The following is a 17165-nucleotide window of genomic DNA, read 5'->3' as shown; positions in this document are numbered from 1 at the left end:
CCTCACTTTTATATCAAATTTATTTCCGCATCTATTTCTTTGTTTGGTATAAGAAATTTAATTACTTTACTTTCAAGAGAAATACTTAAATTGTCATTAGTAAAAATTTCTCCATCAACACATATTGTAAACTTTTCTTTAGATTTTATATTTACACTTTTACATTTTTTATAAATAACATATTCCTTTAATTCATCACTTTCAAGATGTTTTCCTTCTTTGTAAAGTTTTATTAATTTTACTAACTTTAATCTTGAAACTTTTTTAATAATACATAAATCTATCAAACCATCATTAACTTCTGCTAATGGAGCTCCCATATAACCGCCTCCATAAGATTTTCCATTGGCAACGGCACACAATAAAAAATCGCCATGAATTGATTCGGATCCATCTATCATTATATCAAATGTATTATACATCTTGTGAAATAATGAATAAAATACTGAAAGTGTATAGGCGCCTTGTCCACTTATAAGCGGAAATCTTTTGAATTTAACCATATTTTCTGCAACTTTTGCATCAAAACCTATATTACATAAATTCACAGAATAAAGTCCATTTACCTTTAATAAGTCAACTTCTTTAATATTTGACTCTATATGCATATTTATATCATAAAAATTTATTTCAGATTCAAAATTCCTTACAAAATCATTGCCTGTCCCATATGGAATAACTGAAACACTTACATTTTCATAACCAATAATTCCGTTAATTACTTCATTTAAAGTTCCATCTCCTCCACAAGCATAAAACTTTAAGTTTCCTTCTTCACTTTCACATATTTTCTTTGCATAATTAGTAGCATCATTTTTACCTTTTGTTATATAAATTGTATATTCTTCAGATGAATCTTTAAATATTTCATTTATATCATTACTTATTTTTTCTGAAACATTAACTTTACCTGCTTCAGGATTTATCACAAAAAAGTGTTTATTTTTAGTCATCTTTTTTCCCCTCTACCATACTAATGGTTATTCATAAATTATTCAAAATAAGTATACTATATAAATTTATTTTTATCATCATTTTTTGTATAATCTACATCATTATATATGCAAAATAAAAGCTATATCTATTATAATAACTTATAGATATAGCTTATTTGTAAATAGTTTTTAAATTATAAGTAAACATTTAGCTTTGCATTTGATAGCATTAATTTAATTCTATTTTCCTGATTTATTTGCGATTGTGATGGGTCATAGTCTATAACAACTATATTAGCATCAGGATTCTTATCTAGTATTTTTCTAATAGCTCCTCTTCCTACTATATGATTAGGCAAACAACCAAAAGGTTCAGCACAAATTATATTTTTAGCACCTGTATTTATAAGTTCTAGCATATTCGCAACTAATAACCATCCTTCACCCATTTTTACTCCATAACCTATATAACCATCCGCCATTTTTCTAACTTCATCAAAATCTGTAGGTGCTTCAAATTTTGAATAGTTTTCTATATTTTTATTTATTTTTCTTTGAAGGCTTAAAATTAATTTATAAGCTACCTTAGCTAATTTAGATTTTATAAATCCTTTTTTATATAACTTATAATCTATTATTGTATTTAAAATACAGTAATTAACAAAATCCATAAGTCCAGATTGTACGACTTCTGCGTCTTCTTTAATTAAGAATTCTTCTAAATGGTTATTTCCCATTCTTGAGTATTTCATATATATTTCTCCAACAATTCCTACTTTTATTTTTTCTTTCTTATTTATACTAATTTTATCAAAAGTTTTTATTATTACTTTTGAAATTTTAGAAATACTCATATATTTTATCCCTGAAAATTTTTCATTTAAATAATTTATCATTTCTTCTAAGGTTTTATCTGTTTCTCCATGATTAATTTCATAAGGCTTAACTTTATTATATAAACACATTATTAAATCACCATATAATACTGCATAAACAGCTTTCAAAATAACTGATGGGCTTAATTTTAATCCTGGATGTTTTTCAATTCCTGTCAAACTTAAACCAATAGCTGGTACATTACCAAAACCACTATTTTCTAAAGCTTTTCTAATTAAATGGATATAATTAGAAGCCCTGCATCCTCCCCCTGTTTGCGACATAAGTAAAGCAGTTTTGTTTATATCATATTTGCCACTTTGTAAAGCTGAAATAAATTGTCCAATTACTATCATTGCTGGATAACATATATCGTTATTTGAATATTTAAGACCTGAATCTATTATTTTAGATACATCATCTTCTAAAAACTCTATATCAAAACCATAATCTTTTAAAATTTTATCTAATATTCTAAAATGAATTGGTAGCATATTGGGTGCTAAAATTTTATAATTTTCCTTCATTTCTTTTGTAAAAACTTTATATTCATAATTCATTGTTCTCACCTACTTTTAATTGCTTCAACCATACTTCTTATTCTAATTTTTGCTGCGCCTAAATTACTAGTTTCATCTATTTTTAATTGAGTGTATAATTTACCATTACTTTCCAAAACCCTTTTAGTTTCATCAGCAGTTATTGCATCTGTTCCACATCCAAATGAAACTAATTGAACTAATTGCATATCGTCATTATTTGCTACGAACTTTGCTGCATTAAATAATCTAGCTTGATATGTCCATTGATTTAACATTTTTACTTCTCTATTATTTTTATCAATTGGTATAGAATCTTCAGTTAATATTACTAATCCTAAAGAATTCATCATTTTATCTATTCCATGATTTATTTCTTTGTCTACGTGATATGGTCTTCCAGCTAAAACGACAATTAATAAATTATTGTCTCTAGCATATTTAATTGCAGACTTTCCTTTTTCTAAAATATCTAATTTATATTGTTCATATTCTTCAATTGCTCTTTCATAAGCTACTTTTACTTTCCTTTTGGTTATCCATGGATATAAATCCTTTAAAGAATTATATAAATTATCAACTGTACTTTTACTTGAATTTAAATCTAAATAAGGACTTATATAATTAAAATCTTTTAATTTAGAAATATTATTTTTTAAAACTTCTGGATAATATGCTACAACTGGACAATTAAAACAGTTATCTGATATTCCCTCATCAAAATTATATGTCATACAAGGGTAAAAAATATTTTTTATACCTTTACTTATAATACTTTCAACATGTCCATGACTAAGTTTTGCGGGATAACATGCTGTATCTGATGGAATAGTATGTTGTCCTTTTAAATAAAGTCTTTTTGATGAGGCATCTGATAAAACTACTTTAATGTCTAATTCATTAAAAAACCTTACAAAGAAAGGTAAATTTTCATACATATTTAAAACCATTGGAATCCCGATAGTATCTTTTGACCCATTATTATTAGCATATTTCATAATCTTATTGTTTTTATATTCATAAATATTGGGGATATTATTATCATTATATTTTCCAGTTGGTTTTGAACATCTGTTTCCTGATATATATTTTTTACCACCAGTAAATGTATTTATAGTTAAATTACATTTATTCGTGCATAGTCCACACTTTGCAGCTTTAGATTCATGATTAAAATTTTTAATACTGTCTTTATCTATAATTTTAGATTTTTCAAGATTTTGACTTTTAGCATATAAAGCAGCTCCATATGCTCCCATTAATCCAGAAATATTAGATCTTATTACATTTTGACCTAACTCAACCTCTAAACTCCTTAAAATAGCATCATTACATAAAGTTCCACCTTGAACTATAACATTCTTTCCTATGTTTTTAGTCCTAATAACTTTATATAATGCATTTTTAACAACACTCATTGAAAGTCCTGCCGAAACATCCTCAATAGTTGCTCCATCTCTCTGAGCTTGCTTTACAGAGGAATTCATAAAAACAGTACATCTAGATCCTAAATCTGCTGGATGCTTTGCAAATAATCCAAGTTTTGAAAAATTTTCAACATCATATCCCATTGCTTTTGCAAAGGTTTCTATAAAAGATCCACATCCAGAAGAACAAGCTTCATTTAAAATTATACTTTTTATTGATTTGTTTTCTATTTCAAAACATTTTATATCTTGTCCACCAATATCAAGTATAAAATCTACTTCTGGATCAAATCTACTTGCTGCTATATAGTGTGCTAGTGTTTCAACTATTCCAAAATCTATTCCAAAGCCTTTTTTTATCAATTCTTCTCCATAGCCAGTAACGGAACTTCCTTTTATATTTATTTTATCTGCAAAGTTGTCATAAATATAACCTAACTGCTCTTTTATTACTTTAACTGGATTTCCTTCATTATGAGCATAGTAATTATATAAAATATTATCATTTTTATCTATGAGAACAAGTTTAGTAGTAGTACTTCCTGCATCTATCCCTAAGTATACATCACCTTTAAAGTTATTTATATCTCTATCTAATACTTTGGCCTTATTATGTCTTTCTATAAATTTCTTATACTCTTCATTACTAGAAAATAAAGGTTTAATATCCCTTTTCATATCTATATTTATATTATTAGAATATGATAGCTTTGAAATTAACTTTTCATATGTATATGTTTTATCTTCACTATCTGCAAATAAGGCAGCTCCTCTTGCCACAAAAACTTCTGCATCATCAGGCACTATTGCTTCGTCATCCTTCAAGTTTAAATTTTTTATAAACCTTTCTCTAAGTCCTTTATAAAAATATAATGGACCGCCTAAAAATAATATATTCCCCTTTATTTCTCTACCTTGAGCAAGCCCCCCAATTGTTTGATTTACTACTGCTTCATAAATACTTGCAGCAATATCTGCCTTACTTGCTCCTTGATTTAATAAAGGCTGAACATCAGATTTTGCAAACACTCCACATCTTGATGCAATTGGATATATGTTATTATATTGCAAACTAATTTTATCTAATTCTTCAACTGTTATCCCCATTAAACTTGCCATTTGGTCTATAAAAGCACCTGTTCCACCTGCACAGCTTGAATTCATTCTTTCTTCTAGACCATTAGTCAAATAAATTATTTTTGCATCTTCTCCACCTAATTCAATGACAACATCAATATTATTAAATAATTTTTTTACACCAATGGTTGTTGCGAAAACTTCTTGAACAAAAGAAATATTTGTATCTTTAGCAACACCATATCCAGATGAACCTGTTATAGAAACTTTTATCACATTATTCACTAATAAGCTCTTTATTAATTTTATTTCTTCTAATATAGTTTCTCTTACTTTTGTAAGGTGCCTCTTATAAGTCTTATAAATTACATTATCATTTTCATCTAATAATACTAATTTTACTGTAGTTGAACCTGCATCTATTCCAAGTCTATATATCACTTAAATCCCCCCCACCTCTTTTTAGCTATTAATACAAACAAGCCCTATAAGTAGTATATTACTTATAGGGCAAAAAAATTATTTTAATTTACAACTATCTCTAATAATTAATTTAACTGGTAATACAATTTTTTTGCTTAGGCTTCTTTCTTCTTTTATTCTTTCAAGTAAAGTATTTAAAGCAGTTTCTCCCATAAAATCTGTAAATACCTTTACAGTTGTTAATGAAGGAGATAAGTACTGAGCTGTAGCAATATCATCAAATCCAACTATACTTATATCATCTGGAATCTTATATCCATTTTCTTGTATAGCTTTATAAGCTCCTATAGCCATAGGATCACTTGCAATAAAAAAAGCTGATGGAATATTTCCTAATTTCAAGGCTTTTCTCATAAGATTATATCCATCCTCTGGTGTAAAATCACCTTTAAATATCCAATCATCATTTAGATTATCGATTTCATTCATAAAATCTTTATATGTTGCTTCTCTATAATTTACAAGTTCTACACCATTATTATCATTATGTGGAATAACCTTAGCCCCTATATAGCCAATATCTTTATGACCCAAACTGTACAAATATTCTAATGCTTTTCTAACTCCATATTTTAAGTCTACAACTATTGAATCAAACTCCCATTCATCAGGAGATGAATCTATAAATACTATATTTTGAGATAATTCACTAAGCTTTTTAATTTCATCATCTTGGAATATTCCTATAGCAATTATTCCATCTAACCCCTTATACTTTGAAGCATCATCGTTTAATATTTTAGTATAATATAAAGATTTAAAATCTATATTTTCTTCAACACATTTTTTTTCTATAGCCATTCTAATAGATAGAAAATAAGGATCATTTAATTCTTTAACTTCATTAAAAGAGCATATTATCCCAATTGTATGACTTTTAAGTTTACTTTTTCTTTCTTTTATTGTAACATAATTCATTTCTTCTGCTATGCTTAAAACTCTTTTCCTAGTATCTTCAGAAACGTTTAGGGTTTTATCAAAATTTAAAATACGAGAAACTGTCGAAATAGAAACTCCAGCAGCACTTGCAATATCTTTTATCGTCGCCATTTATAACCACCTCGATTACCTTTATATAACTCTATAAATTATTAATAACAATTAAAGATGAGGCAAACTAAAGTAATATTGCCTCACCTTATATTTTATTAATTAATTGCTTCTTTTAAGCTATTTATATATCTTTGCATAGCTTCTTTTCCATCTTCATTCCATTTAAATACTCCACAATGCTCTAGGACTTTAGAAAATACCTTTCCAACTTCTTTTTCTATAATGGAATCAACATTTTCTTTATTTATAAATGAATTGCTATTTTTTATTTCTTCATACCAATTTAAATGAATTTTCATTTCTTCATTACTATAAATATCATCAGTTCCATTAACTAAAGATAATTTTATGATTTCTAATTCATCCTTTAACCTAGCCGGAAGAACTGCAAGACCTAAAACTTCAATTAAACCTATATTTTCTTTCTTAATATTATGAAGTTCTTTATGAGGATGGAAAATTCCATCTGGATACTCTTCACTAGTTCTATTATTTCTAAGCACTAAATCTAAAACATAAAACTCATCATCTCTTCTAGCTATAGGTGTAATTGTATTATGAGGAACTTCATTTGTATGAGAATATACATCAACAATAGAATCGCTATAATTTCTCCAGTGAGATAAAATTCTATTTGCTAGATCACTTAATTCCAATCTATTCCTTCCTTTTAATCTTAATACAGTTAAAGGCCATTTAACAATAGATAAATCAATATTTTCGTAATTATTTAAATTGAATTTAAATATATCTTCTGCTCTATCCATTGCAAATTCATAATTTCCACCTTGGTAATGATCATGTGTAAGAATAGAACCTCCAACTATAGGTAAATCTGCATTAGACCCTATAAAATAATGTGGGAATTTTTCTATAAACTCTAATAACCTATTAAAAGTATCTTTTGTAATTTTCATCGGTATATGATCACCTGCAAAAACAATGCAATGCTCATTATAATATGCATAAGGTGAATACTGTAAATACCAATTTTCATTATTTAAATCCACTGGTACTATTCTTATATTTTGCCTTGCAGGATGATTTACCCTACCTCTATATCCTTCATTTTCCTTGCATAATAAGCACTTAGGATATTTAGATGGTGGTAAATTTTTTGCTGCTGCAATTGCCTTAGGATCTTTTTCAGGTTTTGACAAATTTATAGTTATATCTAAATCTCCATATTCTGTACTAGATTTCCATACTAAATTTTGTGCTATTCTATCTGTTCTAACATAATCACATGCCTTACTTATACTATATAAGTAAGATGTAGCACTTTCTTTTGAAACTTTATAACGATTATAAAACTCACGTATAACCTCAGAAGGCCTTGGCATTAAAATCCCCATAATTTTAGTATCTAACAAATCTCTATATATAGGGGAGTTAGATTCTAATATTCCTTTATTAAATGCATAATCTAATATATTTCTTAGTATATCAGTTGGAGTATTTAAATTTTCATCCTCTATTTCAAAATCTTCATATTCATCGAGATTTAAAACATCTAATAAACTATTTCTTACAAATATTTCGTCATCTTTATTAAAAAGCTCATGCTTCAATCCATATTGAATAAGCCTTTTGATTTCCCTATAAATATTCATATCGTCACCTACTTATTAAAACCTGTTGGATTATTTTTATGCCAATTCCAAGCAGAAGCAATAATATCTTCAACACTCTTAAATTCTGGACTCCATTTTAAAGTATTTCTTGCTTTTTCAGCTGAAGCTATTAGTCTAGCTGGATCCCCTGCTCTTCTTTCACAAATCTTTGCTGGTATTTCATGTCCAGTAACCCTTCTGGCAGCTTCTATCATTTCTTTAACAGAAAATCCACTTCCATTCCCTAAATTAAATATATCACTTGAATTTCCGTTTCTTAGATAATCTACAGCTAGAATATGAGCATTAGCTAAATCTATTACATGAATATAATCTCTAATACAAGTACCATCTTCTGTATCATAATCATCTCCAAAAATAGATATAAATTCTCTCTTACCTAAAGGAACTTGTAATATTAAAGGAATCAAATGAGTTTCAGGACTATGGTCTTCTCCTATGCTTCCACTTACATGTGCTCCAGCTACATTAAAGTATCTAAGTGAGACATATTTAACGCCATGTGCTATGTCTGCCCATTTCATCATTTTTTCCATAGCAAGCTTTGTTTCTCCATATGCATTAGTTGGTTCAGTTCTATCTGTTTCAACTATAGGCATTTTTGTAGCTTCACCATAAGTTGCAGCTGTAGAAGAAAATACAATTTTCTTAACATTGTTAGCAATCATAACCTTTAATAAAACTTCTGTTCCATGAACATTATTATTGTAGTATTTTAAAGGATTTGTCATGCTTTCTCCAACTAAGGAATTAGCTGCAAAATGAATTACTTCTGTTATATCATTTTCTTTAAATACCTTATCAAGATCTTCTTCATTTCTTATATCAACATTGTAGAATTTAGCTTTCGGATTTACTGCTTCTATATGACCAGTTTCTAAATTATCTACAACTATTACTTCTTCGCCCTTATCTATTAACTGATAAACAGTATGACTCCCTATATAACCTGCTCCACCACAAACTAATATCATTTTTTATACCTCCTAAATTTCTCTAGTTCCATCACCTATATTTGCTATATAGAAACTAGCTTCGTATCCTATTTTATCTTTATATCCTTGCCCTACTTTTTCTATAAAATCTTCTACCTTATCTTTTTTTACTAATGCAACTGTACATCCACCAAATCCTGCACCAGTCATCCTCGCTCCTATTGTTGCTTCATGATTCCATGCTAGTTCAACTAGTGTATCTAATTCAATCCCTGTAACTTCATAATCATCTCTTAAAGAAATATGAGATTCATTCATAAGTTTACCAAAAGTTCTTAAATCATTTTTTGCTAAGGCATCTTTAGCCATTAATGTTCTTTGATTTTCATATACTGCATGTTTAGCTCTTTTGACTCTTATTTTACTATCTATTAAGTTTTTATTATTTTCAAAATCCTCTATAGATAATTCACCTAATGAATTTATATTTAATTTTGTTTTTAATTCTTCTAAAGCTTTTTCACATTCACTTCTACGTTCATTATATTTAGAATCTGCTAGCCCTCTTCTTTTATTTGTATTGGCAATAACTAATATTTCATTCTTTAATTCGACAGGACAATAATTATATTTTAGCGTGTTACAATCTAAAAGTATAGCATTATTTTCCTTTCCCATTCCAATTGCAAATTGATCCATTATACCACAATTAACACCAACAAATTTATTTTCTGCTTCTTGAGAAAACTTTACTAAATCTACCATATCTATATTTAAATCAAATAGGTTGTCCATCATCACTGCTATTAAAAGTTCTAAAGATGCTGAAGAAGATAGTCCGGCTCCATTTGGAATATTACCATAAATAGACACATCAAATCCTTTATTTATATCGTATCCATGTTTTTTCATTACATCGATTACACCTTTAGGATAATTAACCCAATCATGAGACTTTTCAAAACTAATATTATCTAAATCAAATTCAACTATACCTATATTTTCAAAGTTGCTTGAATACATTCTTACTTTTTTGTCATTTCTTAAACTTATAACTCCATAAGTTCCAAAGCTTAATGCACATGGAAATACATTTCCACCATTATAATCAGTGTGCTCTCCAATTAAATTTACTCTACCAGGTGAAAAAAACGTTTTGCAATTTTCCTTTTCTCCAAATACCTTTTTAAAAGTATCATTAATTTCGTTTCTCATAACAACTCTCCCAATCAAAAATTTAATTTATTTTTACAATATAATAATATCACGCTAAGTAAAATTTATCAATAAATATTTTATTTTTTACTAATAATTTTACCGATAATTTTACTAATAATTTTGTTTGTTTTACTAAAGATAAATATATTATTTTTAATTAGTCCTCAACTTTGCTTATGGTTAATATTTGATTAGATAGATTCACTTAATAACAATAAGTAGAATGCGTATATATAACCTTATCTAAGTACTTTTTAAAGCTTTTTGGAACCACAGTTCGAACCTGTGGTATTCTAAATACAATAAAAAAGAGTATCACTAAAATATAGTAATACTCTTTAAATTTATGATATTTCTGCGGTTTCAAATTGGCTATTGTATAATGAAGCATAAAAACCTTTTTTACTTAAAAGTTCATTATGGGTACCTTGCTCTACAATATCTCCATCTTTCATTACTAAAATTAAGTCTGCATCTTTAATTGTAGATAATCTATGGGCAATTATAAAGCTAGTTCTATTCTTCATCAAGTTATCCATAGCTTTTTGGATAAGTACTTCAGTTCTTGTGTCAACTGAACTAGTTGCTTCATCTAATATTAATATCTTAGGATCTGCTAAAATTGCACGTGCAATTGTTAATAATTGTTTTTGTCCTTGAGAAACATTACTTGCATCTTCATTTAATTCCATATTATATCCATCTGGTAATGTCTTAACAAAATGATGAACATGTGCTGCTTTTGCTGCTTGTATTACTTCTTCATCAGTTGCATTTAATTTACCATATCTTATATTTTCCATTATGCTTCCGTTAAATAACCATGTATCTTGTAGTACCATTCCGAAAACTTTTCTTAAGTCACTTCTCTTAAAGTCATTTATATTATGATTATCAAGTAAAATTTCACCACTATTTAATTCATAGAATCTCATTAATAATTTTACAATTGTAGTTTTTCCTGCACCAGTAGGACCTACAATAGCAACTCTTTGTCCTGGTTTTATTTTGCTAGAGAAATCATTTATTATTATTTTGTCTTCATTATAACCAAAGTGAACATCTTTAAATACAACTTCACCTTCAATATCATCAATACCTACTGGATTATTAATATCTTCAACTTCTTCTTCTTCTTCTAAGAATTCAAAAACTCTTTCAGCTGCAGCTGCAGTAGATTGAAGTACATTTGCAATTTGAGCCGTTTGAGCTATTGGTTGTGTAAAAGTTCTTATATATTGAACAAAAGAAAGAATATCTCCAACTTCAATTGATTTTTTAATAGCAAGATATCCTCCTAATATAGATACCATAACATAGCCTATATTACCTATAAATGTCATTATAGGCATCATCATTCCTGATAAAAATTGAGATTTCCATGCTGAGTTATATAAAGTATTGTTTAATTTATCAAATTCCTCTACAGCAGCCTTTTCTCCGTTAAAAGCTTTCATTATATTATGGCCACTATATATTTCTTCTACATGCCCATTAACATGACCTAAGAAAGCTTGTTGCTCTTTAAAGTATTTTTGTGATTTTTTAACTACTAAAGCTATTAATATACCTGATAGCGGTATTATTAATATTGCTGCTAAAGTCATAGTTACACTTATTGATAACATCATTATAAGTACACCTATTAATGTTGTTATAGAAGTTATCATTTGTGACATACTTTGATTTAAAGTATGACTTACTGTATCGACATCATTTGTAACTCTTGATAAAACTTCACCATGAGTCATTTTATCAAAGTATTTAAGTGGCATGCGATTTATTTTTTCTGATATTTCTTTTCTAAGATTATATGAAACCTTTTGAGAAACCCCAGACATTACGAAACCTTGGATAAATGAAAATACTGCACTTACCACATATAACACTGCTAACAGCACTAGTATATTGCCTATATAAGTAAAATCTATCGCAGCTCCTACTTCTCCTGATACTTTGCTTACTAAACCTTCAAATAATTTAGTAGTAGCTTTTCCTAATATTTTAGGGCCAATTATTGAAAAGGCAGCGCTACCTATTGCAAATATTAATACTATAATAATTGAAATTCTATATGGCTTTAAATATTTTAATAGTTTACTAACGGTTCCTTTAAAATCCTTAGCCTTTCCGCCACCACCGTGCATTCCACCCATAGGACCACCGAAACCACCATGTCTTTTATTTCTTACATTATTACTCATGACATAAGTTCCTCCTTTGAAAGTTGTGATAAGGCTATTTGCTTATAAACTTCGCAGCTTTCTAAAAGCTCTTTGTGAGTTCCAATTCCTACAACTCTTCCTTCATCTAAAACTACAATTTGATTTGCATCTTTTATTGTACTTATTCTTTGTGCGACAATTATCATAGTTGCATTTTTAATATTTTTCTTAATTGATCTTCTAAGTGCAGCATCTGTCTTAAAATCTAAAGCAGAAAAACTATCATCAAATATATATACTTCTGGCTTCTTAACTAAAGCTCTTGCTATAGATAATCTTTGCTTTTGTCCACCAGATACATTTGTACCACCTTGAGAAATTTCAGTATCATATTTATCTGGCTTATTATCAATAAATTCTAATGCTTGTGCAATTTCTGCAGCTTTCTCTAAATCTTCAGCAGTTGCATTTGGGGAACCATATTTTAAGTTGCTTTCTATAGTTCCTGAGAAAAGCACTCCTTTTTGTGGGATGTATCCAATCTTATCCCTTAATGATTTCTGATTTACATCTCTTATATCAACTCCATCAATAGTGATTTCACCTTGAGATACATCGTAAAATCTTGGTATTAGATTTATTAAAGTAGATTTACCACTACCAGTACTTCCTATAATAGCCGTAGTTTCACCAGGTTTTGCAGTAAAACTAATATTCTCTAAAACATAATCTTCTGCACCAGGGTATTTAAAGCTTACATTCTTATATTCTACATATCCCTTTTTAAAATCTAAAAACTTTGTACTATTTTCTTTATCTTTTATAGTTAAATCTGTGTATAGCACTTCACTAATACGTTGAGCTGATACTGAAGCACGAGGTAACATTATTGAAACCATTGAAATCATTAAGAATGACATAATTATTTGCATTGCATATTGCATAAATGCCATCATATCTCCTACTTGCATTGTACCTAAATCTACTTGATGAGATCCAACCCATACAATCAAAAGTGTTAATCCATTCATTATAAGCATCATAGTTGGCATCATAGTTTGCATTAATCTATTAACAAATAAATTTGTCTTAGTTAAATCCTTATTAGCATTATCAAACTTGTTTTCTTCATGCTTTTGAGTGCTAAATGCTCTAATAACTAACATACCTGTTAGATGTTCTCTAGTAACTAAGTTTAGTTTATCAACTAACTTTTGAACTACTTTAAACTTAGGCATAGCAAATCCAAATAATATACTTACAAGTAATGAAATTAGAATTACACCTACAGCTATAATCCAAGTCATATTTGTATCTGTTCTTAATACCTTTAATACACCGCCAATACCAAGTATAGGTGCATAGAAAACTATTCTAAATAGCATAACCATAAGCATTTGAATTTGTTGTATATCATTTGTACTACGTGTAATTAAAGAAGCAGTTGAAAATTTATCAAATTCAGTATTTGAAAAAATTGTAACCTTTTTAAATACATCACTTCTTAATGATCTGCTTAATCCTGCTGCTATTCTTGCAGATATAAGCCCTACAATAACTGCAGCTGCCATGCTAATTAATGCTATTCCAAGCATTTTTAATCCAGAAATAATAATAAAGTTTGTTTGTAATTTATCTGTATTTATTCCTATTTCAGAATACTCATTTTTAACATATGAAACAGATGCTTGTTCTATCATACTCTCTGGCATTTCTTCAAATTTTTCATTTATTGAATCAATTAAACTATTTAATTGTTCTTTTGGAATGTTCTTAAGAATTAAAAATGGATCTGTATCAGCTGGTACAGGCATATTACTTGGCATATTTCCTAACATGCTAGTATCAAAATTTTCATTTTCAATTCCATATACAATAAGTTCTGGTTTAGAAAAAATGCTATTCAATCTAGATATAGTATCTTTATTTTTTGAATTAAGTTCATATAAAGGTTCTTCATCTATCTTTGAATACTTTTTTAAATATTTATCAAACTCATCCTTTGAAAGAGTATCTTTATTTAATAATGTATAATTATCTTGTATAAATTTAAAATCATCCTCCCCTATAAATAGTGAAAGCTTATCCATTTCACTTTTACGTATTATAGTCGGTACCGAATTTTCTATACCACCTTGCTGAATACCAATATTTACTATGTTAGACATATAATCTGGTAATGATAATTCACTAACAGCTTGAACAAATAATAATATTAGTACAGCAATGATAGAACCGATAAATGGCTTTAAGTACTTTGTCAGTTTCATCATTTTATTTATCTCCTTTCAAATTCTATTTTCATTTTTAAGTTGTTATAAATATATATTAATTATATTTTCATAACTATTATATGTCAATAACAATTATGGTTGTATAATAAAAAAAAATAGTTTATAATTAATTTGTTACAAATACTTAGGAGGGACTATATGAATAATAATGAACTAAAAGATATATCTGATAATTTACTTAATCTATTATTCCAAATACATAATAGATTATTCAATCCAAGCGAAATGGTTAAAGGAGTATCTATTCCTCCCTCTCATATGAAAGTAATATTTTATCTTTCACGAAAGAAATCGATGTCAGTATCTGATGTAGCAAAATGTTTAGATATATCTAAACCAAATATGACTCCGATAATAGATAAATTAATTAATGAGGGTTTTGTTTATAGATATACAGATCCAAATGACAGAAGAAAAATAAATATAGAGTTAACTGAAAAGGCACATTTATTTTTAAAAAATAAAGAACTTGAAATTAAAAATAGTTTATTAACAAAAATATCAACTTTGGATGATGAAGACTTACATAAGTTGAATATTACAATAAAAGATATGTATGATATATTAATTAAACTAAAAAAATGAGCAGTAAATATTACTTGCTCATTTTTTAGTTTCTATAACTTTTCTATTGATATTACATCATAGCCTGCTTCATCTATTGCTGCTATTAAGGCATTGTCTTCAATTTCAGTATTAACTAAAGCATTTTTACCTTCTAAATTAACTTCTAAAACCTCAACCCCACTCATTTCTTCTAATGCTTCTTTTACATGTGCAACGCAATGTCCACAACTCATACCTTCAATGTTTATTTTCTTTTTCATATTTAAACCTCCATTTTAATAATTTATCTAGTTATAACTTTATCTAATATTTTCATTATTTCCTCTATTTTTTCATCACCATTACCACTTATACATGCATCTTTAACACAATGTGATAAATGATTCTCAAGTATTATAAGATTAGCTTTTTTTAATAAAGATTGAGCTGCAAAAATCTGATTGGAAATATCAATACAATATCTATCCTCTTCAATCATCTTTATTATACCTTCAATTTGTCCTTTAGCAGTTTTTAACGATTGTAATGATTTTTTTCTTTCCTCGTTCATCATATACCTCCCCCACCCTCTAGGGGTGTATTATAGTTAAATTATAATATTTATAATTTATTTGTCAATATATTTATTCATACGAATAGTATGACTCTTTAAATATATATTATATTCATGTAAATTAAGTAAAAAAAATATGCCATCGGTAATTCGACAGCATAGTATTATACTATTTAAAAAAATCTATACCTTCGATCAATCAATTTATAATCAAGCTCTGGAATAGTTTTTCCTAGTTCATCAAACTTAGATTTTAAAAACTTTCTATTGTAGTCTACTTTTTCTACATTTCCGCCATATAAAGCCGTTAATTCATTATAATAATAAGCAGCATCATAATCACCTAAGATAGAATAACAAACACATAGTTGAATACTTGGTATCCAAGTATAATAATCTTTATTATCTATTCCAAGGTTATCTTTTTCATGAATACACCCCATTGCAACTTTATACCAAAAAATTGCTTGCTTAATTTGCTTTTTACTTAAAAATATTTCTGCAAGCCTGCAACAAATATCTGCTCTAGGTACATCAAATTCAAAAGACTTTAAAATTATTTCTATCTTCTTTTCTGGCTTATTTGTATTAGTATAACATTGAATTAAATTAGCTATAGCAGTTTTTATATCTTCCACCCAACCTAAATTGGTATCTAAAAATTCTTCATACTTTTTAGTAGCTTCTTCATAAAGACCATTATAATATAGTTCATTAGCATAATAAAACATATCTCTTATACTAAATTCTTCGCCTTCTTCTTCCATCTTTTTGAATATAGTTAAATTTCTATTTCCACTAGGTTTAACTTTTCCATGATTTACAGATATTTCACTATTTAAGCTAATTCCTCCTACTTCTAAATATTCGTGTATTCTTCCTATCCATTTAAAACCTTTAGATCTTTTCACTAGTCTATTTCTCTTCAAGGAATAAGTTGTATTGCCATTTGAATCTCTACTTAAAGAATACTCCATAACTACAGTATCAACATTTCTATCTAAAGTTTCTTTTAGTATTTTGAATTTTTTTATATTATCTTCATCTAAATAATCGTCTGCATCAAGCCAAAAAACATATTCTTTAGTAGCTTTACTAAATGCATAGTTTCTTGCTTTTGCAAAATCATCTACCCATTTAAAATTATATATTTTGCTGTTAAAGCTTTTGGCTATTTCTATTGTTTTATCCGTAGAGCCAGTATCTACGATAATCATTTCATCCACTATATCTTTTACTGAAGATAAGCATCTAGCTAATGTCTTTTCTTCATCTTTTACTATCATACATAAGCTTATAGTAATTCTATTGGTCAAAGTTATCCCCCTTTGCACTATTAATATCTTCTATATACTATGTTTTTACGAATAACTTTGCTGTAATTTTACAAAAATATATTTGAGTATATT

The 17165-nt window shown here is 27.6% G+C and carries 13 protein-coding genes; 1 reads left to right on the top strand and 12 read right to left on the bottom strand.

Annotated elements, in window-relative coordinates:
- Positions 1 to 8 precede the first annotated feature (8 nt).
- The 9 genes from NSA50_RS16705 to NSA50_RS16665 form a co-directional block, all read right to left on the bottom strand.
- Positions 9 to 953: a diacylglycerol/lipid kinase family protein gene (locus NSA50_RS16705; RefSeq protein WP_195263085.1), complete on the bottom strand. Its 945-nt coding sequence runs from the start codon at positions 951 to 953 to the stop codon at positions 9 to 11.
- 176 nt (positions 954 to 1129) lie between these two features.
- Positions 1130 to 2371 carry a 2-hydroxyacyl-CoA dehydratase gene (locus NSA50_RS16700; RefSeq protein WP_257446919.1) on the bottom strand — a complete coding sequence of 414 codons (1242 nt, stop codon included), beginning with the start codon at positions 2369 to 2371 and terminating at the stop codon, positions 1130 to 1132.
- Between the two features lie 5 nt (positions 2372 to 2376).
- Entirely contained in the window at positions 2377 to 5295 is a 2919-nt protein-coding gene (locus tag NSA50_RS16695) for an acyl-CoA dehydratase activase (protein ID WP_257446916.1), read from the bottom strand.
- Between the two features lie 78 nt (positions 5296 to 5373).
- Positions 5374 to 6387, bottom strand: a complete 1014-nt coding sequence (locus tag NSA50_RS16690) for a LacI family DNA-binding transcriptional regulator (protein WP_257446913.1) — start codon at positions 6385 to 6387, stop codon at positions 5374 to 5376.
- Positions 6388 to 6485: 98 nt separating this feature from the next.
- Positions 6486 to 8003, bottom strand: coding sequence for a UDP-glucose--hexose-1-phosphate uridylyltransferase (gene galT, locus NSA50_RS16685; RefSeq protein ID WP_195263081.1), 1518 nt, complete (start codon positions 8001 to 8003; stop codon positions 6486 to 6488).
- 8 nt (positions 8004 to 8011) lie between these two features.
- A complete protein-coding gene (gene galE / locus NSA50_RS16680; RefSeq protein WP_195263080.1) occupies positions 8012 to 8998 on the bottom strand; it encodes a UDP-glucose 4-epimerase GalE in 987 nt (328 codons plus the stop codon).
- A 12-nt stretch (positions 8999 to 9010) separates the two neighbouring features.
- Entirely contained in the window at positions 9011 to 10174 is a 1164-nt protein-coding gene (locus NSA50_RS16675; protein ID WP_257446906.1) for a galactokinase, read from the bottom strand.
- A 347-nt stretch (positions 10175 to 10521) separates the two neighbouring features.
- Complete coding sequence (locus NSA50_RS16670) at positions 10522 to 12381, bottom strand: ABC transporter ATP-binding protein (protein WP_195263078.1); 1860 nt, start codon at positions 12379 to 12381, stop codon at positions 10522 to 10524.
- Positions 12378 to 14615: an ABC transporter ATP-binding protein gene (locus tag NSA50_RS16665; RefSeq protein WP_257446902.1), complete on the bottom strand. Its 2238-nt coding sequence runs from the start codon at positions 14613 to 14615 to the stop codon at positions 12378 to 12380. Before NSA50_RS16665 ends, NSA50_RS16670 begins: the two co-directional genes overlap by 4 nt.
- 159 nt (positions 14616 to 14774) lie before the next feature.
- Between NSA50_RS16665 and NSA50_RS16660 the strand changes: the two genes are divergently transcribed.
- A complete protein-coding gene (locus NSA50_RS16660; protein WP_195263076.1) occupies positions 14775 to 15221 on the top strand; it encodes a MarR family winged helix-turn-helix transcriptional regulator in 447 nt (148 codons plus the stop codon).
- A 32-nt stretch (positions 15222 to 15253) separates the two neighbouring features.
- Here the strand turns inward: NSA50_RS16660 and NSA50_RS16655 are convergent, their stop codons facing one another.
- The 3 genes from NSA50_RS16655 to NSA50_RS16645 form a co-directional block, all read right to left on the bottom strand.
- The gene (locus tag NSA50_RS16655) at positions 15254 to 15463 is read right to left on the bottom strand and encodes a heavy-metal-associated domain-containing protein (protein WP_195263075.1); all 210 of its coding nucleotides are present in this window, start codon (positions 15461 to 15463) and stop codon (positions 15254 to 15256) included.
- A gap of 23 nt (positions 15464 to 15486) precedes the next feature.
- On the bottom strand, positions 15487 to 15753 hold the full coding sequence (locus NSA50_RS16650; RefSeq protein WP_195263197.1) for a metal-sensing transcriptional repressor: 267 nt from the start codon (positions 15751 to 15753) through the stop codon (positions 15487 to 15489).
- A gap of 176 nt (positions 15754 to 15929) precedes the next feature.
- Positions 15930 to 17072: a tetratricopeptide repeat-containing glycosyltransferase family 2 protein gene (locus NSA50_RS16645; RefSeq protein WP_195263074.1), complete on the bottom strand. Its 1143-nt coding sequence runs from the start codon at positions 17070 to 17072 to the stop codon at positions 15930 to 15932.
- Positions 17073 to 17165: the final 93 nt, after the last annotated feature.

Source organism: Clostridium mucosae (genome assembly GCF_024622765.1).
Taxonomy (GTDB): Bacteria; Bacillota; Clostridia; order Clostridiales; family Clostridiaceae; genus Clostridium.
This window is presented reverse-complemented; position numbering and strand designations above follow the sequence as displayed.

Bases quoted from the DNA above. Each gene is read 5' to 3' on its own strand.
- NSA50_RS16690 (WP_257446913.1), bottom strand. From the start codon at position 6,387: ATGGCGACGATAAAAGATATTGCAAGTGCTGCTGGAGTTTCTATTTCG.
- NSA50_RS16670 (WP_195263078.1), bottom strand. From the start codon at position 12,381: ATGAGTAATAATGTAAGAAATAAAAGACATGGTGGTTTCGGTGGTCCT.
- NSA50_RS16700 (WP_257446919.1), bottom strand. From the start codon at position 2,371: ATGAATTATGAATATAAAGTTTTTACAAAAGAAATGAAGGAAAATTAT.
- galT (WP_195263081.1), bottom strand. From the start codon at position 8,003: ATGAATATTTATAGGGAAATCAAAAGGCTTATTCAATATGGATTGAAG.
- NSA50_RS16650 (WP_195263197.1), bottom strand. From the start codon at position 15,753: ATGAACGAGGAAAGAAAAAAATCATTACAATCGTTAAAAACTGCTAAA.
- NSA50_RS16705 (WP_195263085.1), bottom strand. From the start codon at position 953: ATGACTAAAAATAAACACTTTTTTGTGATAAATCCTGAAGCAGGTAAA.
- NSA50_RS16665 (WP_257446902.1), bottom strand. From the start codon at position 14,615: ATGATGAAACTGACAAAGTACTTAAAGCCATTTATCGGTTCTATCATT.
- NSA50_RS16675 (WP_257446906.1), bottom strand. From the start codon at position 10,174: ATGAGAAACGAAATTAATGATACTTTTAAAAAGGTATTTGGAGAAAAG.
- galE (WP_195263080.1), bottom strand. From the start codon at position 8,998: ATGATATTAGTTTGTGGTGGAGCAGGTTATATAGGGAGTCATACTGTT.
- NSA50_RS16660 (WP_195263076.1), top strand. From the start codon at position 14,775: ATGAATAATAATGAACTAAAAGATATATCTGATAATTTACTTAATCTA.
- NSA50_RS16655 (WP_195263075.1), bottom strand. From the start codon at position 15,463: ATGAAAAAGAAAATAAACATTGAAGGTATGAGTTGTGGACATTGCGTT.